This is a genomic window from Aegicerativicinus sediminis (assembly GCF_015476115.1).
Taxonomy (GTDB): domain Bacteria; phylum Bacteroidota; class Bacteroidia; order Flavobacteriales; family Flavobacteriaceae; genus Aegicerativicinus; species Aegicerativicinus sediminis.
Window position 1 is genome coordinate 1904218 of record NZ_CP064295.1, and the last position, 22453, is coordinate 1926670.

A 22453-nucleotide genomic window follows, 5' to 3' on the forward strand; every position below is an offset into this window, starting at 1 on the left:
CCTCATGATTCAAGTGAAAACCTATACTGTCGAGGAGGCAAAAAGGAAAATGGAGCACTATTGTGCTTACCAAGAACGGTGTCATAAAGAAGTACGAGAAAAGTTGATAAAAATGAGGATGATACCAAATGTCATCGATCTTATTATTACCCATTTAATCAATGAGAACTACCTGAATGAACAACGTTTTGCCAACACATATGTACTGGGAAAGTTCAGAATTAAAAAATGGGGAAAATTCCGGCTTGCTCAAGAACTGAAAAAGAGGGAACTTTCCAAATATACTATAAATAAAGCGTTGTCCAATATTTCTGAAAAGGAGTACTTCGAAACGTTTGATGAATTAGCAGAAAAAAAATTCAATTCACTTAGATCAACTAACAAGCCAACCGATAGGAAAAAATTGGCTGATTACCTATTATATAGGGGGTGGGAACCCCAATTTGTTTATGATAAGGTAGCTGATTTATTCAGTGCAAAATGATTTTTTAAGAAGCCATTTTTTGTATTGTCTTAGCAGTTCTTTCTAAGGCTTCATTATTTTTCCAATCTATCCATTTTTGACCTTTCCATCTGCGCATAAGGTTGTCGTAGTGTCTCATGACCATTATATTGTAGGCCGCCTTAGCTAGATTTTGAGGTTTTCTTGGAATAGATCTTAAGCTTAGAGAAAAGCCCGGTGTTATATATTTCATATAATGCCAATAACCTTCAGGCATATATAGAACATCGCCGTGTTCAAGATGGGTTATAAAACCTTTGGTTTTCTTAAGGGCTGGCCATTTTTCAAAATCGGGATTTGAAAAATCTATATCCTCACGTACAATTAATGAATGAGGGATTTTATACATGTATGGGGTTTGCTTTTGATCAAATAAAATGCACTTTTTTTGACCTTCAAAATGAAAATGGAAAATATTGGCAAGATCGATGTCGTAATGCATAAAGGTATAAGAATCTCTGCCTCCAAAAAATAACATGGGTAGTCCTTTCAGAAATTTGATGCCCATATCAGGGTATTCAAAATCTTGCTTCAATATTGGTACCTCCCTTAAGATGTTCCAAAGGAAAATTCTATATCGAGTGGGTTCCCTTTTAAGTAAATCGATATAGTCAGACATTTTCATAGTGGTATGAGGTTGGTTAAAACCATCTTCATGGGAAACAGGACGATCATCATAAAGCGGGACTTTTTTGTCTCCGGCAACTTCCTTAAAATAATCGAAATTCCATTTAGATTTTGCTGGCCACCCATTGCTAAAGTTTTCAATTACCAATGGTTTTTGAGGCTTATAATAATTGTCTATAAAGTCCTGTTTGGAAATTGTTTTAACTCTATCAATATCGCTTAATATCATAATTGAATCTTTACATTAAATTACAAAAGCGGATAAATATACTATTTATGAAAATAATGGTTTTAATTGAGCGTATATCGGGCACTTAAAATAACGTTGCCTTTCGGCATCGGTACAAGGTTCGTTTCTGAATACACTTCATTAAATAGGTTGTTTCCAATAAGTGAAAACTCAAAGCCTTTAACCGAAGCTGTAACTGAAGCATCGACCACTGTATAAGGATCTCCTACTGTTCGTTTGGCATGTTTTATTATTATACTTTGTCTTAAAAATGGCAAGAATTGGGTTCTAAAGGTAGTGGTGAATTGGTGTTTCAAAGAATTAATGCTATATCTTGAAAAAGCGATATTTAGATCAGCAATTTCATCTTCAATATATGTATAGCCTAGCTCCAAGTTTTGTCTAAAATTATTTATTTTAAAACTGTAGTCTCCCGATAATTCAAGGCCCTTTGTATTTAAGGATCTTATATTAGTTGCCATCCACAGATCATCCTCATTTTCTTTTACATAATCTATGATGTTATCACTATCTCGATTAAAAAACGCTGCATTTAAAAGCAAATTACCTGATGTAAATCTTATTCCTAATTCTTCTGCAATAGCGTCTTCTGGATCTAAATTTTCATTACCTAAAGTGGTAGGGTCGCTGTAATATAAATCTGTGTATGTTGGTATACGATAAGTGTAACCAACATTCGCATACAGGCGCCAATTCTCAGATAATTTGTATCCCAAATCAATTCCTGGGAATACATGAAAATCGAAATCTGAAAAATAAGTGGCGGCAATACCAGGAATAATATCCAGTGTGTTATCGAATAATTCAAATCGGTGTTCTAGAAAAAGTGTCCCCATAAATCGTTCCCTATTTCCTAGATTGTTGCTCGATAAGTAGATTTGGGCTAGATCAACTCCAAAACCTGTCGTCCCCAAACTGTTTTGATTTGAAGCATTGAGGTCTGCCCCAATTTTATTGCTAATGTGAAGGTTTCTATAAATTGAAGGATCTTGCCTTACAAAAACGTATTCGTCCTGGTTACGTCTCCAATAAACCCTAGGTGACCAAGTCCATTTATCGCTTTTAAAGGTAGTCCCAAGCCCTACTAAACTTGCTTGGGTTTCTTCATATTGATCTCGGGCAGATGGTGATGCATAAAATCCGTTTGCACCAAATTTTCGCTCAGATAATGTTGCCAATAGTTGTATTGGTTGGCGGTCAGTATTAAAGGTGCTTTTCAGAAAGTAATTCTGATTGTCAAAATCCGTATTAAACCGATAACCATTAGAAGTATTTCTCGAATAATGGACGATATGATTTGATGAATTTAGGTGAGTCTGTGCAGTAATTTCAGTATTTAATTGGTCATAAGAACCTGAACTTAACTGTAAACTAACGGAACTTTTAGAGGTCTTTTTGGTAATTATATTTACCGCACCTGTAAAAGCATTCTGTCCATACACTCTAGCAGCAGGTCCCTTTATAATTTCAATACGCTCAATTACATCTATGGGAAGCCCTAAGTTTAGAGTATGATGCCCCGTTTGGGGGTCTTCAACCTTAAAACCGTCTATAAGTAGGAGGGTTTGGTCAAATCCGCCTCCTCTAATATAAAGGTCCGCTTGCATTCCTGCCAAACCCCTTCTTCTAATATCTATACCTGCAAATTGTTGTAGAACCTCTGCAACTGAAATGGCAGCACTGTTTTTAATATCTTCAGAAGAAATAATGGTAATTGTTCTTGAATTTTCTTTGAATGGTAGGTCAATACGAGTGGAGGAAATTACAATCGAATCTAAGTTTTGGGGTTCAATTTGTTGGGCTTCCGCCTTGTTAACAGTTAAATACCATCCGATTAAGGCGTATATTCCTATTTTTATCTTCATACCATTGAGAAATAAGGCTCAAAGGTAGAATTATTTTGAACAATTATGAATAAGAATGATTTCTATGACTCGGTATGGCTTAACTCGTCGAGCTCTCCTAGTTGTTTTAGAAGATCAAAAGTTTTTTTGGCCTCCTCTTCATCAACGATACTAATGGCAGCCCCAACATGAACCATAACATAATCATTTAATTTAGCTTCTGGAACCAATGTTAAGTTCACTTTTTTCAAAACACCATCAAAAGAAACTTTTCCAATTCGGAATTGATCATCTAGTTTTTCGGTTATCTCAATTAATTTTCCCGGAATAGATAAGCACATAATTGTTTTAATTTAGGTTTTCTTTTATCCAATTGTACCAAGATTCAGTGCCATCGCCTGTCGTAGCAGAAACCTCAAAGAATTTTAATTTTGGATTAACCTGTAATGCATACATCTTTAGTTTTTCCATATCAAAATTAAGATACGGAATAAGATCAATTTTGTTTATTAAACAAATGTGAGCAGAATAGAACATATCCGGGTATTTAATAGGTTTGTCTTCACCTTCAGTTGTACTAATAATAACCACCCGTTTGTTTTCCCCTAAATCGAACATGGACGGACAAACAAGATTGCCAACATTTTCTATCATTAAAACGGAATCGTCCTTCATGTTTAATTGCTTGACCGCATCAAAAATCATGTCACTTTCCAAATGGCAACCTTTGCCAGTATTGATCTGTATAACAGGGACGTTTAAAGCATCTATTCTATTTGCATCATTAAATGTTTGTTGATCCCCCTCAATTACATAAAAAGGGATTTCATTTTTTAAATCTTGAAGTGTTCTTTCTAACAATGTAGTTTTTCCACTTCCAGGAGAACTTACTAGATTTAACGCAAATATATTTTTAGCCTCAAAATATCCTCGATTTTTGGCAGCTTGTAATTGATTGTTTTGTAAAATATCCTGTTCAATATCAATTACCTTACTTTTTACCTCATGATGATGTGTATGGTGGTGGCCATGATTGTGATGTTCATGCTCGTGGTTATGACTATGGTGGTGGTGATCATGATCATGATGATGGTGTCCATGGATATGATCATGGTCTTGACCGTGATTCCTATGATGATGATCAGAATGAAAATGATGATGATGTTCAGAATTAGGTTTGCCTATTACAACGCCATTTTCGTTGGTTCCGCATCCGCAAGTGCCGCACATAATTTTAATGTTTTAATTAACTTCTAAAGATTTAACTCTCAATTCTTTTCCCTGCGTAATGCCTTTTAAAGAGCTTTTGCATTTTGGGCAGGAGTCGTAAATTTTTTGGATCTCGAAATCGCAGTTGCAATCTAAACAAATCGCTTTCCCTTGAATTAAATGAATATTTTTAATTGCAAATTCTAATATGGTATTTTTTACAGCCGCGGGCCAAACAAATTCCAAAGAATCTAATTCAATTCCAGCGAGAGTTCCAATTTCCAAATCTATAGACTCAACGGTATTTGCATTTGCCTTTTTGGTTTCTTCTTCGGCAATTCTTACAATTCCTAATGCCACGGATAATTCATGCACAATTAATGGTCTTTAAGATGGAGTTTAAAGATAATCAGGGCTTTACGCAAATTGTATGATATAAGTCATGTTTTGTCTAATGGTGGTTACCTACATTTATTAGGCTTTGGAACTTCGATAATAACTAATCAATATTAATTATATGGAAAATGTAAAACCAATTAAGGGTACATATTACGATAGCATAATTAAGGAAGGTTATAGCCGTAGAGATTTCATGAAATTTACTGCCTTTATTGCTGCTTATATGGGGCTTGAATCTTCTATGATTGCGCAAGTTGCCCAAGCTTTAGAAACGACCAAGAGGTTACCCGTAATTTGGGAGCATTTTCAGGAGTGTACTTGTTGTAGTGAGTCCTTCATTCGATCTAATCACCCAATTGTAGCCGATATAATTCTAGATAAAATTTCTCTGGATTATACTTTAACCCTAATGGCCGCATCTGGCCATCAAGCTGAAGCAGCAAAGCATGACACAATGAAAAAACATCATGGAGAGTATATTCTCTGTGTGGAAGGTTCCGTGCCTATGGGAGCTGATGGTAATTATTGTTGTATAGGAGGAAGGTCTGCTAAAGATATTTTAGTTGAAGCAGCCGAAGGAGCGAAAGCTATTATTGCTTGGGGTAGTTGTGCCTCAAATGGTTGCGTTCAATCAGCAAAACCAAATCCTACTGATGCCACACCCATACATAAAATAATTAAAAACAAACCAATAATTCGGGTTCCTGGATGTCCACCAATAGGAGAGGTAATGGCTGGCATTATAGTTCATTTGGTAGCCTTTGGCCGTGTTCCTGAATTGGATAGGCAAGGAAGACCAAAGGCGTTTTATGCGAAACGTGTGCACGATAGTTGTTACCGCAGGCCTTATTACGATGCAGGTTTGTTTGCTGAATCTTTTGATGACCAAAATGCTAAAAATGGTTATTGCTTGTATAAGGTTGGTTGTAAAGGCCCGGTTACTTATAACTCGTGCGGAATAATAAAATGGAATGGCGGAGTTAGTTACCCAATACAGTCTGGTCATGGTTGTATAGGATGTAGTGAAGATGGTTTCTGGGATAATGGAGATTTCTATGAGCGACTCACTGGTATTCCCGGTGTAAAGGGAGAATCCACCGCTGATCAATTTGGTAAAGTGGCAGCTGGTGTATTGGCAGGCGGTATCGCTGCACATGCTATCGGAGCAACTATATCCAAACGGCGCCAAATAAAGGATGAAACGGAGAAAGGAAAAATAAATGAGATGAATCTAGACTCGGAAAATTAAGGTATCATGGCAAATAGAATCGTTGTTGACCCTGTAACTCGAATTGAGGGTCATTTAAGAATAGAAGCAGAGATAAAAGACGGAAAAATTGTAGATGCCTTTAGTTCCAGTACTATGGTTCGGGGTATTGAAAATATCGTTAAAGGAAGAGATCCAAGGAATGTTTGGGCTTTTGTACAACGAACCTGTGGTGTATGTACCACGGTTCATGCCTTGGCATCGGTAAGGGCTGTAGAAGATTCCCTTGGTATCGTAATTCCGCCGAATGCAGAATTGGTGAGGAACATTATGGAAGGGGCTCTTTATATGCACGACCATACCGTACATTTCTACCATTTGCATGCTTTGGACTGGGTAGACGTAGTTAATGCGTTAAGTGCAGATCCTAAAAAAACGTCAGAGTTGGCTCAAAGTATATCTAGCTGGCCTAAAAGCTCACCTGGATATTTTAGCGACATTCAAAATAGGATTAAAAAATTTGTAGAAAGCGGTCAGTTAGGAATATTTGCTAACGGCTACTGGGGTCACCCTCAAATGAAACTTCCAGCGGAGGTTAATTTACTTGGGGTAGCACATTACCTTGAAGCTCTTGAGTGGCAAAAGGAAATTGTAAAAATCCACACCATATTTGGCGGAAAAAATCCACACCCTAATTATTTAGTTGGAGGTATGGCCTGTGCTATTAATACCGAAAACCCAGGTGGATTGACCGCTGAAAGATTGGCGATGGTAGGACAATTGCTGAAGAATGGACAAGAGTTTATTGAACAAGTTTATATACCCGATTTATTGGCAATTGCTTCATTTTATAAAGATTGGGGAGCTATAGGCCAAGGTTTTGGTAATTATATGTCTTATGGAGATTTTCCGGTTAATGGTTATGGAGATATTTCTAGCTATAAATTTCAACCAGGTATAATACTAAATAGAGATTTATCCAAAGTACATGAGGTTAACCATAGGAATGCTGATATTGAAGAATTTATCAATAATTCTTGGTATGATTATGAGGAAGGCGATGCTGTTGGAAAACATCCTTGGGAAGGTCAGACTAATATCAATTACAGTGGTCCCCAACCTCCATACGATTTTTTAGATGTGGAAAGCAAATATAGTTTTATTAAAACTCCTCGATGGAAGGGTATGCCAATGGAGGTTGGTCCATTATCTAGGCTTTTGGTTGGTTATGCAAGTGGAAGTAAGGAGATTCAAGATGCTGTAAATGGAGCACTTGCACATTTAGGGATACCTGTTGATACTCTTTTCTCGACCTTAGGAAGGACTGCTGCGAGGGGTATTGAAACACAATTGGTGGCTAACTGGACAAGAGGGTTTTACGATTCTCTGATGAACAATATTAAAAATGGTGACGAAAGAATGGCTAATACTGAACTTTGGGAGCCAGATTCATGGCCTGCAGAATCAAAAGGTGTTGGATGGATGGAAGCCCCAAGGGGGTCATTAGCCCATTGGATTAAAATAAAGGATGGTAAAACTGAAAACTACCAACAAGTGGTTCCAACCACCTGGAATGCTTCACCAAGAGATGCTAAAGGACAGAGATCTGCCTATGAATCTGCTTTAATTGGTACTCCCGTTGCGGATCCTGAATTGCCATTGGAGATAATTAGAACCATCCATTCATTCGACCCTTGTTTAGCGTGCGCGGTTCATTTGTATGACGAACATGGAAACCATATATCTAAGGTAAGTAATGTAGGAAGTTGTGAAATCTAATTGATGAATCATGAAAACTAGAAATTTTAAAAGGGTTTTAGTTTGGGAGCTTCCGGTTAGGATATTTCATTGGTTAAATGTTTTGGCGCTTTTTGTATTAACCGTGACAGGTTTTTTAATTGCCGATCCGCCTGCACTTCTTTCTAATGCAGAGGCAACCAATCTTCACACTTTCGGTATTGTTAGATCTATTCATTTCATTTCGGCTTATGTCTTCTTTTTTGTAATGATATTAAGGATTTATTGGGCATTTGTGGGAAATAAATTTGCCAATTGGAGAGCATTTTGGCCATTTACAAAAAGACATTGGGCCAATCTCAAACATGTTTTAAAGGTGGATATTATGCTATTGAATGATGAAGAGGAGAATATTAGGAATATAAGTATTGGCCATAACACAATTGCAACTTTAAGTTATATAGCCATGTTCTTTTTAGCCTTAGTAATGGTATTTACAGGTTTTGGATTGTATGCTGGAATGTCAAGTTGGTGGTTGCCTCGATTATTTATTTGGGTGCCAGATATGTTGGGTGGTGATATACTTACCAGACAAATCCATCATATTAGTATGTGGGCATTTATCTTTTTTGCCATGGTGCATGTGTATCTGGTATTTTACCATGATTGGCTTGAGGGAAGAGGTGAGGTGTCATCTATGTTTGGGGGCTATAAATTTGTATGTGAAGATCGAATGAAAAAACCTGAAAAGGTTAAGAGCGATAAAAATAAAGCGGCAGTACCCGCTGATTAATTAAGTTAGAAGAATGTAAATCCATTCGGTGAATCTGACCCAAATTTTAAGCCGAATGGATTTATTTTTAATGAAATTATGAAAGAATTAGAAGGAAGTTTAGTAGCTGTAAGTAGCGATGCCTATTATTTTGAAAATGATAAATCTAATTCGATACTCATTTTAGGAGTTGGAAATTATTTAATGGGGGATGAGGGCGTTGGCGTGCATTTGATTCAGCATTTTTCAAAGTTTAATTTACCCGATTATATTGATATTCTTGATGGGGGTACGGGAGGTTTTTTGCTTCTAGATTGTTTTAAGGCCTATCCGTCAATCATTTTTGTTGATGCTACTATGGATGGAAAGCCCGCAGGTACAATTTCGTTATTGCGTCCTAAATTCGCTTCCGATTTTCCTTCCGCACTGAGTGTCCATGATGTTGGTCTTAAAGATATGATTGAGGCGGTATATCTCATGGAGGAAGTTCCCGATGTTTATCTATTCACGATTTCCATAAAAGAAATGATTCCAATGACGGTGGAATTAAGTCCCGAAGTTGAAATGGCAATTCCAGAATTGATCGATCAAATTTTGGAGCTTTCCAAAAAACTTAAATTTCAAAAAACTTAATTTTACTCAACTGCAGGCATCCAAACCATGCTTAAAACGTTTCAAATTTTAATCTCTGGACAAGTTCAGGGTGTTGGTTTTCGTCCTTATGTTTTTGCACTTGCTAAAGACAATAATCTGAAGGGTGAAGTTTCAAATAATGAAACAGGTGTGATAATTATAGTTTCCGGCACACCCGTTGATTTGGAAGCGTTTTGTAATCAACTCACAAAAAACCCTCCTCCAGTTTCAATAATTGAACAATTCCATTCAGAGGAAATAGAATTTCAGGAATTTGAAGATTTCAGAATTATACCGTCAAAGACCAAAAGTAATTTAAGTCTAAGATTGACCCCCGATTTTGCTATATGTGAAGCGTGTTCATTTGAAATTCAAAATGCTGAAGACAGGCGTTACCAATATGCATTTACAACCTGTGTTAATTGTGGCCCGCGTTGGTCGGTCACAAAAAAGTTTCCATTTGAAAGAGAACATACATCAATTGCAGAATTTGTAATGTGTAAAACTTGTCTAACCGAATATAAGGACCCCTCAGATAGGAGATTTCATTCGCAAACCAATACTTGTGGTGATTGTGGAATTAGTTTGCAGCTATTAGATTCACAGGGGAAAAATTTAAACAAAAGTCAACAGCATATTTTTGAATCTATTGGCCAGTATTTGAAAGAGGGGAAGATTGTAGCTGTTAAAAACACTAGCGGATATCTTTTGTGTTGCAATGCAGAAAATGAAAATGCTGTTGCAAAATTGAGGAAATTAAAAAAGCGCCCTACGAAACCATTTGCATTATTATTTCCCAATTTAAAACATCTCAAAGGTGAATTTTCACTTTCCCCAAATCAGGAAGAATTCCTAAAATCTAAGGAACGACCAATTGTTATAATACCAGTTGAAAATTATTTTGGCAGAATTGCTCTCAACCAAATTGCTCCAGGCTTAAAACAATTGGGAGTTATGGTGCCCTATACAGGAATATTGGAATTGTTAGGAGAATCTATCACTTTTCCGATCGTGGCGACCAGCGGAAACATACATGGGTCCCCAATTTTGAGCGATTCGAATGACGCATTGGAAAAACTAGGTTCTGTCGCGGATTATTTTTTGCAACACGACCTACATATTGAGCATCCTCAAGATGACAGTGTTATAAAGCTTAGCTTTCAAAATAAAATTCCGATTTTATTTAGGAGATCAAGGGGATATGCACCTAATTTTTTTACAAATGTTAAAGTTGCTGAAACTAAAATATTGGCAATGGGAGCAGATTTAAAAAATAGTTTTGCGTTTATGCCAAATGAATATGTATATGTGAGCCAATATCTGGGTAACCTAGAAAATTTTGATGTTTACCAGCGGTTTATAACGGAAATTAAATCATTTACCACAATTTTCAATCAAATTCCGGAGACTATTGTAATAGATAAACACCCAAGATATTTTAGTTGCCAATTGGGTAAAGAATTGGCAATTACCTATAATTCTAAACTCATTGAAGTACAACATCACAAGGCTCATTTCGCTTCGGTATTGGGAGAACATAATTTATTTCAAGAAAAAGAAAAAATATTAGGGGTTGTATGGGATGGTGTTGGCTTTGGTGATGATGGTGAGGTTTGGGGTGGTGAGTTTTTTGATTTTCAGAATGGATTTATAAATAGGATAAATCACTTTGAATATTTTGAATGGTTGGCAGGTGATAAAATGTCTAAAGAACCTCGATTATCATTGTTTTCACTTTTAAAAAATGACGAGATTATTAAACATAAATTTTCTAACGAGGAGTTTTCAGTTTATAGGAAATTAAAGAAAATAAATAAATTGAAAACCTCGTCCGTAGGTCGTTTGTTTGATGCGGTTGCATCCTTACTTAACATTTGTGATTATAATTCATTTGAAGGCGAAGCAGCAATTTTGCTAGAGAATAACGTCTCGAATTTAAAAATGCCTGAGCCTAGAACTTATTATAAGATTGAACCTACTGAGCCCATACAAATAGGTCTAATATTAGATGAAATAACCAAAGATTTTGAAAGGGGTATTGAGGTTTCAGTGATTCTTTTCAATTTTATTTTCACATTAGCGACAATAATAGTTGATTTTGCAAAACAGAATGATTATACCATAGTGTGTTGTTCAGGCGGTGTATTTCAAAACACAACACTTATAGATATTCTGATCGACATAAAACCTGATGACCTCCAATTATGTTTCAATAAACATTTGCCGCCAAATGATGAAAATATTTCATTCGGACAATTAATGTATGTTGTAAATTGTAAACTGTAGGAATGAAGTATTTAGAGGAATATAGAAACTTAGAGGCAACTAACCAATATTTAAGCCTAATCGCTAATAAGGTTACCAAGCCATGGAATATAATGGAGATTTGTGGTGGGCAGACACACAGTTTGGTGAGGAATGGTATTTTAGAGTTGTTACCGAAGCAGGTTCAGATGATCCATGGTCCGGGTTGTCCGGTTTGTGTGACTCCCGTAAGCTTAATAGATAAAGCCATTGAATTACTGGAAAAAGGTGTAATTGTTTGTTCTTTTGGAGATATGATTCGTGTCCCTGGAACAAAAAAAAGTCTCTTAGAGGCAAAGGCGGAAGGAGCTGATCTCCGAGTGCTTTACTCTCCTTTAGAGGCAGTTGAAGTTGCCAAAGCAAACCCAAATAGAGAAGTGGTGTTTTTTGCTGTCGGATTTGAGACGACTGCGCCTGCAAATGCAATTTCGGTATTACACGCCGAAAAGGAAGGCTTAAAGAACTATTCAATTTTGGTCTCACATGTATTAGTGCCACCTGCAATGGAAGCCATTTTGGACGATGAATTTTGTAACATTGATGCATTCCTTGGAGCCGGCCATGTATGTGCGATAATGGGTTATAAAGAATACATGCCGATAAGTGAAAAGTATAAAATTCCCATTGTAATTACAGGGTTTGAGCCATTGGATTTGGTTCAAGGAATTTATATGGCGGTATCACAATTAGAGGCAAACGAATATACTGTAGAAAACCAATACGCTCGTGTTGTAAAAAAGGAAGGGAATATAGCAGCCAAGGAAGTAATTAGTAAAGTGTTCAGGGTAGGAGATAGGGAATGGCGTGGAATTGGAAAAATACCCAATAGTGGCTACTTAATTTCAGAAGAATACAAGGCGTTTGATGCCGGAATAAAATTTCAAATTATTGGGAATGATAATGTTTTACATACTAAATGTATAGCAGGAGAAATATTGAAGGGTTTAAAAAAGCCATACCAATGCCCTGCTTTTGGAAAGGAATGCAATCCAACTAATCCCTTAGGGGCTCCCATGGTGTCTTCAGAGGGCGCTTGTGCTGCCTACTATCATTTTTCAGTGGATGAAAATGTGTTATAATGAGTAAAGAAGACATAATTAATCTAGGTCATGGAAGCGGGGGATCGATGACTCGAACTTTGCTTGACGATGTCATTTTTAAAACTTTCAGCAACCCCTTGCTTAACCAAAAACACGATGGTTCCATTTTGGAATTAAAAGGGAAAATTGCTATTTCAACAGATAGCTTTGTTGTTTCTCCGATTTTTTTTAGAGGAGGAAATATTGGAGAACTTGCGGTTAACGGAACTGTAAATGATGTTGCTATGTGTGGTGCCCAACCAAAATATTTGAGTTTAGCTTTTATTGTTGAAGAGGGACTTAAGATAGAAGAATTTATTGCTATTGTTAATTCAATTAAGGCCACCGCTGATCGATGTGGTGTTGAAATAGTTACTGGTGATACAAAAGTTGTGGAACGTGGTAAAGGCGATAAGATTTTTATTAATACAACTGGTGTTGGGGTAATTCATCCTAAAGCGAATATTTCTATGGAGCGAATAAAAGTTGGGGATAAAATAATAATAAATGGAAATATTGCTCAGCATGGGATGGCCATAATGTCTCAAAGAGAGGGTTTAGAGTTTGAAAGTGATATAGTTAGTGACACTGCCAATCTAAATTATATCGCAAACGAATTGCTAGATCAATTTGGAGATGACGTTCATTTGTTCAGAGATGCAACTAGAGGTGGCGTTGCTAGTGTATTGTCAGAAATTGCATTAGATACCGGCAAGGGGGTTTATATTGAAGAGAAAAATTTGCCAATAGATAAGCAGGTTTCTGCTGCATGTGAAATTTTGGGTCTAGATCCACTATATGTCGCCAACGAGGGTGTTTTCCTGGCAGTTGTAGATCAATCTGTTGCAACTGAAGTATTAAGGCAAATGCAAACTAATCAAAATGCAAAAAATTCAATGTGCATTGGAGAAATAACTCAATCAAATTCTAAGAAGGTTGTGATGGAGAGTGTAATTGGAGGAAAACGTATCGTTACCCCTTTAATCGGAGAACAGTTGCCAAGAATCTGTTAAAAGGAAAAAAACCAATAAACACCTATAATAATAGCTAATAATCCGGCAGCTAATCGAATTCCATTAAAAAATGTCTCGTTTTGTGAATTGGCAGAATAACCTGAAATATTCCCAACGACATAGGCAAAAGTAGTCATGGCGAGCAAGGTGCCAAATGCGAAACCGAGGATATAGGTAATGGAATCAGTATATCTTGTAAAACCTAATACGGGAGAAAACAATAAGAAATGAGCAATTCCAGACAAGCCATGAAGCGTACCAATAGACAATACTGCTGTTTTGGTGTGATTCACAGGTAAATTATGGTGATGTTTATTAGTCATTTCATGTGGTCGTAGGTGATGTTGTTCATGCTCATGAATAACAGGTTGCTTAACAATTTGAAGGTGTAAATGACCATTTTTTTGTCGTTTCTTAAAAATTCTATATAACGACCAAACCCCAATACCTATAAGTGTTAATCCTACCAATTGTTCGCTAAATTCTGAAATCGCTTCTATCGGAATCACATTTCGAAATATTACAAATAGGAAGCCAATTGCTAGCATCCCTAACAAATGCCCTACACCCCAAAGAAAGCCTGTTTTCCATGCTCCTTTTTGTGATTCTATTGCAAAAGGTGCAACCGCTGCTAAATGATCTGGTCCAGCAATAACATGTATGGAAGCAGCAATTAATCCTGCAATTAGTGGAAATTCTATGGGCATAATTGAAGGGGTTTCAAGATTTTGGTTCTCATCAGTTTTAGTTGAAAAACTAATTCCAAGCTAATTAAGATTTAAGTCAATTTCTATGACATTAATCATAAAAAAGAGGTGGTTTGCAGCCATTTGAAACCTTAAGATTATATTTAATAAATTAAATTAAAGAGCAGTTTCAATATTCTTCAGTTTGAATTCACGAGAAAGGTTAGTATCCAAATTAGAATCGACAGCTAAATGGGATATAATTGTGATAGGCGGCGGCGCTTCAGGATTGGGAGTTGCTGTGGAGGCTGCTTCGAGAGGCCTAAATACACTATTATTAGAGCAATACGATTTTGCAAAGGGGACTTCTAGTAAAAGTACCAAGTTATTGCACGGAGGTGTTCGTTATTTAGCCCAAGGTGATGTGGGCTTAGTAATTGAGGCACTTCGGGAAAGGGGTCATTTAAAAACAAATGCAAAACACTTATTTGTAAATCAAGAATTCATTATTCCTAATTATAACTGGTGGTTTGGGGGTTATTATTGGTTAGGTTTGAAAATGTATGATTGGTTGTCTACAAAACTGAGTTTAGGATCGTCTAAATTTTTGTCTAAACGGAAAGTTTTGGATATGTTACCCACTTTAAAAACTGAAGGTTTAGATAATGGGGTAACCTATCACGATGGCCAGTTTGATGATGCCAGACTTGCTATAAATTTGGTTCAAACTGCAATAGAAAAAGGAGCGATTCCACTTAATTATTTCAAAGTTTTAGATTTTAATAAAAATGACAAGAATCAGATTGTGTCATTAGAGGTTAACGATGTGGAATCATCTAAAACATATACTGTTTCGGGAAGTGTAATTGTAAACGCAACAGGCATTTTCACGGATAAAATTTTGAAATTATACCGTCCTAATCACAAGAAAACAGTAGTTCCTAGTCAAGGGATTCACATAGTGCTAGATAATAAAATCTTAAAAAGTACCAAAGCCATAATGATACCTAAAACTTCTGATGGCAGAGTATTGTTTGTCATTCCCTGGTACGATAAGGTGATTGTTGGTACAACTGATACACCAATTAAGAAACCTAAGATTGAACCCAAAGCCTTAGAATTTGAAATAGATTTTATTTTAGATACTTTAAATCATTATCTGGATTGCGAGGTAGGTAGGGATGATATTTATTCCATATTCACAGGGCTGAGACCATTGGCAAAACCAGAAAAGGAGGAGAGTACTAAGGATGTTTCGAGAAGTCATAAAATAAATATAGATGGCAACCTTTTATCTATAGTTGGAGGTAAATGGACAACCTATAGAAAGATTGGTGAAGATGTAGTCGATTCAATTGCAAAGAATTTTTCCATAAAATGTGATTCTTCGATTACACTTAGCCTTTCTATTCACGGAAATGTCAAGGAATTAATTGAAGCTCCCAACCATCTAATTTTTTATGGGAGTGATTTGCCTGAATTTCTTAAGTTTCAAGAAAGTAATTCGAAATATTCGGAAATAATTCATCCGAAATTCAATTTTACAGTCGGTCAAATTGTTTGGAGTATTCGGTTTGAATTTGCACGAACAGTAGAAGACTTCTTGTCTCGAAGAATTAGAATGTTATTGTTAGACGCCAAATCAGCAATTGAAGCTGCCCCTAAGGTGGCGGAGGTTATGGCCGAGGAATTAGCATATTCAGATCAATGGAAAAAAGAACAAATACAACAGTTTACACAACTCACTAACTCATATTACTTACCTTAATTCGGTCATTATGAAGGAACAATATATACTAGCAATTGATCAGGGTACTACCTCTTCCAGAGCAATAATTTTTAATAACCAATCAAAGATAATTGGTTTAGGTCAAGTTGATTTTAAACAGTATTATCCTCACCCCGGATGGGTTGAGCATGATGCAGAGGAAATCTGGGAAAGCCAGTGGAAAGCTATTCAAATTGCAATAGAAAAAGCAGACATCACCCATTCTCAAATTGCCGCAATCGGAATAACCAACCAACGAGAAACAACCTTAATTTGGGATAAAATATCAGGTGAGCCTGTACATAAGGCCATTGTTTGGCAGGATAGAAGAACTTCCAATATGTGTGATAGACTGAAAAGCGAAGGGAATATCGAAACATTTAAAAGGAAAACAGGGCTGGTAATTGACGCTTACTTTTCTGGCACAAAAATAAAATGGTTTCTAGATAATGTAGATGGCCTTAAAGAAAAGGCCTTAAATGGGGAAGTGTGTTTCGGTACAATTGATTCTTGGTTAATTTGGAAATTAACTAAAGGCCAAAAATTTATTACCGATGTTACCAATGCGAGCAGGACCTTAATTTTTAATATTCATACACTCAATTGGGACGAGGAATTACTGGAAATATTGGAAATTCCTTCAGCTATTTTGCCTGAGGTGGTTGGTTGTAGTGAAGTAGTTGCCCATACTGCTGATGGCCTTTTTGACACCAGCATACCCATTTGTGGAATTGCTGGTGATCAGCAAGCTGCATTATTTGGTCAACTGTGTATTAAAAAGGGTATGGTTAAAAACACCTATGGAACGGGTTGTTTTCTATTGATGAATACAGGTGATAAACCAGTTTATTCAGAAAATAATTTGTTGACCACAGTGGCGTGGAAGATTAGCGGAAAGGTTAATTATGCCTTAGAGGGAAGTGTATTTATAGGAGGAGCTGCTGTACAGTGGTTGAGGGATGGACTTGGATTAATCAATAATGCAGATGAAATTGAGGAATTGGCAAAATCGGAAAAAGATAATGGAGACGTTTATTTTGTGCCAGCATTATCGGGATTAGGTGCTCCTTATTGGGACAGTTACGCCCGGGGAACTATAGTGGGGATTACAAGAGGTACAACTAAAGGGCATATAGCCAGGGCGACGTTAGAAAGTATAGCTTTCCAGGTTTATGATATAGTTAAATCTATGGAGGCAGATTCAAAAGCAAAAGGTAGTGAATTGCGAGTCGATGGTGGTGCAGCAGTCAATAATTTACTGTTGCAATTTCAGAGTGATATTTTTGGATTTGACGTAGTCCGACCAACCCAATTGGAAAGCACCGCATTGGGGGCAGCATATCTTGCAGGACTGGCAGTTGAGTTTTGGGATAACTTAGATGTGTTGCAAAGCCAATGGAAAAAAGATAAGGTATTTCATCCCGGAATGAAGGCTAGTGAAAGAGACGCATTCCTTCATAAATGGCATAGGGCTATAGGAAGAAGTAAAAATTGGATTGAGTGAAAAAATAACGTTAAAATAAAAAGGTGGGGAGCTCCCCACCTTTTCTAAAATTAATTTCAACTCTATTAATTAGCCCACCAAAGGTCGGTTCCTTGTTCATCTGGTCCTTGAGTAGAATTAGCAGCCTCTGTATTTACGCCGTTAGTGTTATAAGAGGAATTACCATAACGTAAACGTTGCGGATATTCGCCATTCAAATCACCAGCACTAAAGATATCATAATCAGATACACCATTTGCCAATTCTGAAGGATAGCCCGTATCCCTTACAACTGCCCATGCCTCAAAACCATCTGTATAATCTGCTATCCATCTTTGGATTGCAACTTTTTCTAGGTTTTCTTCGGTTGTGCCATTTAAAAGAGCCATATCTTCAGTTGCAATATATTGTGAGATAGCATCCTCTGTAACACCCCAAATCAACATAGCTTGTCTAATGCCTTCTTGGTAATACATTTGGGGATCCCCAGTTCCAGTGCCTTTGAGAATTGCCTCCGCTTTAAGGAAGTTACCTTCCGCTGCTGTCATTACAATTTCTGGGAAAATTGGTAATCCCTGGTTTTTTGGATTTGTTACAATTTCTGCTGGGAATGAAAACATTTCATTTTTAACATGGGTGTAGATATCGCCATTTAAGCGGCTAGGTTGCCCCACATAAAATTCTCCATCAGCAATAGTAACCTCAACGTTGTTTGCATTATTAACTCTTGTATACGGGACGTTTGCATCATCTAGTAGTCCAACTAAAAAGTTCACATGTTTATCAAACAAGGCCACTCCAGTACCTTCAGAAGGTTTGCTAAAAGTGATTACACCTCCAGCAATTGGTTGTGCATATTTAGATAATCTTGGATCGTTGTTGTCTCTAAGAATGTCTATAAGAGTTTGTCCTACCTTCCACTTAGAACCTAAACCTCCGAAATTATGCCATACATCACCATATGCAGAATTTGCCCATTGACTAATTTCCGTGTCTTTTTCCATTAAGGCATTGTCTTCGGATGTCGACAAAACATCAGCCTGCATGGCTTCACTCACTGCCGCTTCTGCAAAAGAAGCTCCTGATGCTCCCATTGCTCGAAGCCCCATTCTTAACTTAAGTGTATTGGCGAGTTTTTTCCACTTTTGTAGATCCCCGTTAAAGAATAAATCATTATTGGTTAGTATTTCCACGCCCTCTCCAGTTGAAGTTTCACTGCCGATGATCGCCATGGCTTCATCCAGCTCATTTATTACACCTTCATAAATGGTTGCTTGATCATCAAAATGAGGAGTTACAATGTCTGGATCTGATGCCTCTGAATAAGGAAGCATTCCAAAAGTGTCTGTAAACATTTGGTAATACAACCCTTTCATTATTAAACCAATTGCATAATATTTCTCATTTTCCAACGCACCGCCTTCCTGTACAAAATTCATGTAGGAGGTTAGCCTACTATTATAACCGGCCATCCAATCGAATGCCGCATCTGTATAACCAGAATTATAAGAATATCCCAAGCCATCATTCCACCAACTTCCGTTAAAACCAAAGGTGAACTGTCCAGCAAAACGGTCTGCATGTATTAATTGTGCACGCCAATAAGGGTATCTATTTGGAGCATAAAGTTCAATCTGGGCACCAGTTAGAAAAAATTTCGCACTCACCTCTGAAGAGGGGAAAGCATCAGGTCTTTCATTAATTTCATCAAAATCGGAACATCCAGCAAAAAGCAACGAGATGAACAGAATTGAGACATAAACATTAAATTTTCTTTTCATAATTTTTTAGAATTTAAGATTGACATTGAAACCTAGACTACGTATTGGAGGGACGTTATTGATAGAAATTCCCTGTCCACCTATGGTAGTACTTAATACCGCTTCTGGATCGATATCGTCTGCCTCTCTATAGAAGAAGAATAGATTTCGGCCTATCAAACCTATACTTGCAGATGTTAAGCCAATTTGCTCAACGGCTGAAGAAGGTATATTGTAATTTAAAACAAATTCCCGTAACCTTATATTGGTTTGGTCATAAACATAATTTTCTGCAATTCCAGAGACACCACCCCAATATTCTTGAGCAGTTATATTTTCTGTGTTGGCAGAACCGGTACCTTCATTGATAGCATCTAAAACTACTCCGCCATCTCTATATTGAAGGGTTCTATCGGAGACACCAGAAGCATCCAATGATGCTGAGGTTGCTGAGTATATTTCTCCTCCGAAACGGCCGTCAATTAAAAATCGTAAGGAAAGGTTTTTATAAGTAAGAGTATTACTTAGACCTGCAATCCAGTCAGGTTGAGAGTTGCCTAAATATTCTGCAGTTGAGGAAGCTAAAGGACGACCTTCTGCATTTACCAATAAATTACCGGCATCATCCCTTTTCCAAGTTGTTCCATAGATATCTCCTATACTTCCACCTACTTCTGCGCGGATCGAAACATTTCCACTGTTTGTAGTATTCAAAACAAAATTGTCGATACCATCAATTAGTTCGATTAGTTTATTTTCATTCTTAGAAAAGTTTAGAGAAACATCCCAACTAAAGTTTGAAGTTTCAACTGGTACACCACCGATTAAGAATTCAATACCCTTATTTTCTACTTCACCAACATTTTCCCTAAAGAAACTATATCCGGTTGCGGCAGGTACAGGAACATCAAATATCATGTCTTTAGTTTTGATATTGTAAATCGAAAAATCGGTATAGAGTCGATTGTTGAATAATTTTGCTTCAAAACCAAATTCAAGTGAATTAACAGATTCGGGTTTCAAGTTCTCATTAAATTTAACACTTGGCGTGTTTAATGTTGTTAAGCCTAGGTATCCTTGGGAAGGAACATCAAAGGTTTGATAAATTTGATAAACACCAGTATCATTACCAACCTCAGCCCAGCTTGCTCTTAACTTCAATAAGTTTAAGGTTGATTTATTGGGGTCAATAAACCTATCTACAAGTAGGGAGTAACTCACTGCTGGATAGAAATATGAATTGTTGTCTTCTGGGAGAGTTGAAGACCAATCATTCCTTCCACTTAATTCTAGATACATGAAGTCATCATAAGCGAAATTAAGGTTTCCATACAAAGAGTTAACCTTCTTTATGGCCAAAGGTGAGTGGTAGCTTTGTTGGATATTTGTATTTGCTAAAAATGCTCTTGTCGGAATTTTAAATTGTGAACCTGTCACCCTCATGGTTTCATAAGTTCGTTTTGAAAGGTTACCACCAACATTGGCATTTAAGTTTAGTTTTTCGGTTAGGTCTTTGTTTAAAGAGACCAAAAAGTCTGCATTGAATTCCGTGTATTTATTCGATCCAAAATTAACGCTTCCCCATCTTACAAAGTGATGCCCTGGTTGAGTAACGACATCTGAACGTACATTAGCAACGTCCGATCCAACTCTTACAAATGCAGATAACCACTCATTAAAATCATAGTTTATTTTTCCAAATCCCAGGAATCTATTTCTTCTTTCATCATTTTTATCGTGGTTCTGAATCCAATAAGGGTTACCTATGCTTTTTCCTTGACCTGCATATCCTATAACATCATATTCATTAATGCCTGCTCCAATGTCATATAAAGCTGCGTTTGGGTCTTGGAACATTTTCAAATCATTTACAGCAACGTTTCTTGGCATACCGAAAACATATGCCAAAACACCTTCTGTTCCTAAATTGACTCTGTTGTTAAGTTCTTGAGTGAAGTAAGTTACCTTTCCATCAAAACTCAACTTGTCAGTTAAATCAACGAGAGATCTCAAGTTGAAGTTGTGGCTATCTAATTTTGATCCTGGCATTATAGAGGTGGTGCTATTGTTTGTGTAGGAAAATCGCAAACTGAAGTCCTCTGTTCCTTTATCTAGGGAAAGGGAATTAATGCTTTTAACTCCCGTTTCAAAGAAATCTTTCACATTGTCAGGTTGGGCACTATAAGACCTTTGTTCCCCTGTATAATATAGCTGTTGGGAACCATCTAATCTTGACCCCCAAGAAGATCCGCCCATTCCAGGTAAATCAGGGTAGGGGGCTCCGTTTGTTCCTTGACCATACTCATTTTGATAATCTGGAAGGAACATTACATTTTCCATAGTAACGTTAGAAGTTAAGGAAACTCCTAAACCTGCACCTCTTCTTCCCTTTTTGGTTGTGATTAAAACCACACCACTAGCTGCTCTAGATCCATAAAGTGCAGCAGCGTTCGGACCTTTTAAAACCGAAATAGATTCGATGTCTTCCGGGTTGATATCAGTGATACCACCACCAGTAACTGAGCTGCTATATACAGATCCGCCAGATTCCGATCCAGAAGCATCAATAGGCACGCCGTCCACAACAATTAGAGCCTGATTATCTCCCGTTATAGTATTGTTACCACGAATAATAATACGAGAACCTGAACCGATACCACCAGATTGGTTTACGGTAACACCAGCAACTTTACCTACCAAAGAGTTGGCCACGTTGTTGTCTTTTACCATGTTGATTTGTTCGGAGCCTAATTCTGTTACTGCATAACCTAGAGATTTCTTTTCTCTACTTAAACCTAAAGCGGTAACAACCACTTCGTCTAAACCTTCTGCAGTTTCTACCATTTGAACATCGATTGTGGTTCTTCCATTAACGGCAACATCTACTAATGCATATCCAATTGATGAGAACTCTAAAGTTCCATCAGATGGGATACTAATTGAATAATTACCGTCAAAATCTGTTGAAGTACCCGTAGCTGTGCCTTTTAATATAACATTTACACCCGGCAAAGGCATACCGGTTGCTGCATCTGTTACGGTTCCGCTGACATCTACCTGTTGTGCCAAAGCCAAACTTGTAGATAGCAGAAAGATTGATGCAAAAAACATCACTTTAATGAAATTCTGTACCATAAATTTTGATTGTTTTGAATAATTGAATTAATAAAAATTTGAGTT

The 22453-nt window shown here is 36.9% G+C and carries 18 protein-coding genes; 10 read left to right on the forward strand and 8 right to left on the reverse strand.

Going from position 1 to position 22453, the window contains the following annotated elements; genetic code table 11:
* The first annotated feature begins 4 nt into the window (after positions 1-4).
* Positions 5-484 carry a regulatory protein RecX gene (locus tag ISU00_RS08200; protein WP_228853574.1) on the forward strand — a complete coding sequence of 160 codons (480 nt, stop codon included), beginning with the start codon at positions 5-7 and terminating at the stop codon, positions 482-484.
* Positions 485-488: 4 nt separating this feature from the next.
* Here ISU00_RS08200 and ISU00_RS08205 read toward each other — a convergent pair whose 3' ends face one another.
* From ISU00_RS08205 to hypA, 5 genes are all read right to left on the reverse strand, one after another.
* Positions 489-1358: a cupin-like domain-containing protein gene (locus ISU00_RS08205; RefSeq protein WP_228853575.1), complete on the reverse strand. Its 870-nt coding sequence runs from the start codon at positions 1356-1358 to the stop codon at positions 489-491.
* 62 nt (positions 1359-1420) lie between these two features.
* Positions 1421-3244: a TonB-dependent receptor plug domain-containing protein gene (locus ISU00_RS08210; RefSeq protein ID WP_228853576.1), complete on the reverse strand. Its 1824-nt coding sequence runs from the start codon at positions 3242-3244 to the stop codon at positions 1421-1423.
* 62 nt (positions 3245-3306) lie between these two features.
* A complete protein-coding gene (locus tag ISU00_RS08215; RefSeq protein WP_228853577.1) occupies positions 3307-3564 on the reverse strand; it encodes a HypC/HybG/HupF family hydrogenase formation chaperone in 258 nt (85 codons plus the stop codon).
* Between the two features lie 7 nt (positions 3565-3571).
* Positions 3572-4453 (reverse strand): hydrogenase nickel incorporation protein HypB, encoded by an 882-nt coding sequence (gene hypB / locus ISU00_RS08220; protein ID WP_228853578.1) that lies wholly within the window; start codon positions 4451-4453, stop codon positions 3572-3574.
* Positions 4454-4465: 12 nt separating this feature from the next.
* Positions 4466-4807, reverse strand: a complete 342-nt coding sequence (gene hypA / locus ISU00_RS08225) for a hydrogenase maturation nickel metallochaperone HypA (protein WP_228853579.1) — start codon at positions 4805-4807, stop codon at positions 4466-4468.
* Between the two features lie 142 nt (positions 4808-4949).
* Here hypA and ISU00_RS08230 point away from each other — a divergent pair, with 142 nt between their 5' ends.
* From ISU00_RS08230 to hypE, 7 genes are all read left to right on the forward strand, one after another.
* Positions 4950-6080, forward strand: a complete 1131-nt coding sequence (locus tag ISU00_RS08230) for a hydrogenase small subunit (RefSeq protein WP_228853580.1) — start codon at positions 4950-4952, stop codon at positions 6078-6080.
* Positions 6081-6086: 6 nt separating this feature from the next.
* On the forward strand, positions 6087-7817 hold the full coding sequence (locus ISU00_RS08235) for a nickel-dependent hydrogenase large subunit (protein ID WP_228853581.1): 1731 nt from the start codon (positions 6087-6089) through the stop codon (positions 7815-7817).
* A gap of 10 nt (positions 7818-7827) precedes the next feature.
* Positions 7828-8568 carry a Ni/Fe-hydrogenase, b-type cytochrome subunit gene (gene cybH / locus ISU00_RS08240; RefSeq protein WP_228853582.1) on the forward strand — a complete coding sequence of 247 codons (741 nt, stop codon included), beginning with the start codon at positions 7828-7830 and terminating at the stop codon, positions 8566-8568.
* A gap of 78 nt (positions 8569-8646) precedes the next feature.
* Positions 8647-9180, forward strand: coding sequence for a hydrogenase maturation protease (locus ISU00_RS08245; protein WP_228853583.1), 534 nt, complete (start codon positions 8647-8649; stop codon positions 9178-9180).
* A 27-nt stretch (positions 9181-9207) separates the two neighbouring features.
* Positions 9208-11466 carry a carbamoyltransferase HypF gene (gene hypF / locus ISU00_RS08250; protein WP_228853584.1) on the forward strand — a complete coding sequence of 753 codons (2259 nt, stop codon included), beginning with the start codon at positions 9208-9210 and terminating at the stop codon, positions 11464-11466.
* A 2-nt stretch (positions 11467-11468) separates the two neighbouring features.
* Entirely contained in the window at positions 11469-12563 is a 1095-nt protein-coding gene (hypD, locus tag ISU00_RS08255; RefSeq protein ID WP_228853585.1) for a hydrogenase formation protein HypD, read from the forward strand.
* Positions 12563-13576, forward strand: a complete 1014-nt coding sequence (hypE, locus tag ISU00_RS08260; protein ID WP_228853586.1) for a hydrogenase expression/formation protein HypE — start codon at positions 12563-12565, stop codon at positions 13574-13576. Before hypD ends, hypE begins: the two co-directional genes overlap by 1 nt.
* Here hypE and ISU00_RS08265 read toward each other — a convergent pair.
* A complete protein-coding gene (locus tag ISU00_RS08265) occupies positions 13573-14283 on the reverse strand; it encodes a hypothetical protein (protein WP_228853587.1) in 711 nt (236 codons plus the stop codon). The genes hypE and ISU00_RS08265 overlap by 4 nt on opposite strands.
* Positions 14284-14467: 184 nt before the next feature.
* Between ISU00_RS08265 and ISU00_RS08270 the strand changes: the two genes are divergently transcribed.
* A complete protein-coding gene (locus ISU00_RS08270; RefSeq protein WP_228853588.1) occupies positions 14468-16030 on the forward strand; it encodes a glycerol-3-phosphate dehydrogenase/oxidase in 1563 nt (520 codons plus the stop codon).
* Between the two features lie 10 nt (positions 16031-16040).
* Complete coding sequence (gene glpK, locus ISU00_RS08275) at positions 16041-17534, forward strand: glycerol kinase GlpK (protein ID WP_228853589.1); 1494 nt, start codon at positions 16041-16043, stop codon at positions 17532-17534.
* A gap of 65 nt (positions 17535-17599) precedes the next feature.
* Here glpK and ISU00_RS08280 read toward each other — a convergent pair whose 3' ends face one another.
* Together ISU00_RS08280 and ISU00_RS08285 are read right to left on the reverse strand one after the other, a co-directional pair.
* Entirely contained in the window at positions 17600-19294 is a 1695-nt protein-coding gene (locus tag ISU00_RS08280) for a SusD/RagB family nutrient-binding outer membrane lipoprotein (protein ID WP_228853590.1), read from the reverse strand.
* 6 nt (positions 19295-19300) lie between these two features.
* Entirely contained in the window at positions 19301-22408 is a 3108-nt protein-coding gene (locus tag ISU00_RS08285; RefSeq protein ID WP_228853591.1) for a SusC/RagA family TonB-linked outer membrane protein, read from the reverse strand.
* Between the last annotated feature and the right edge of the window lie 45 nt (positions 22409-22453).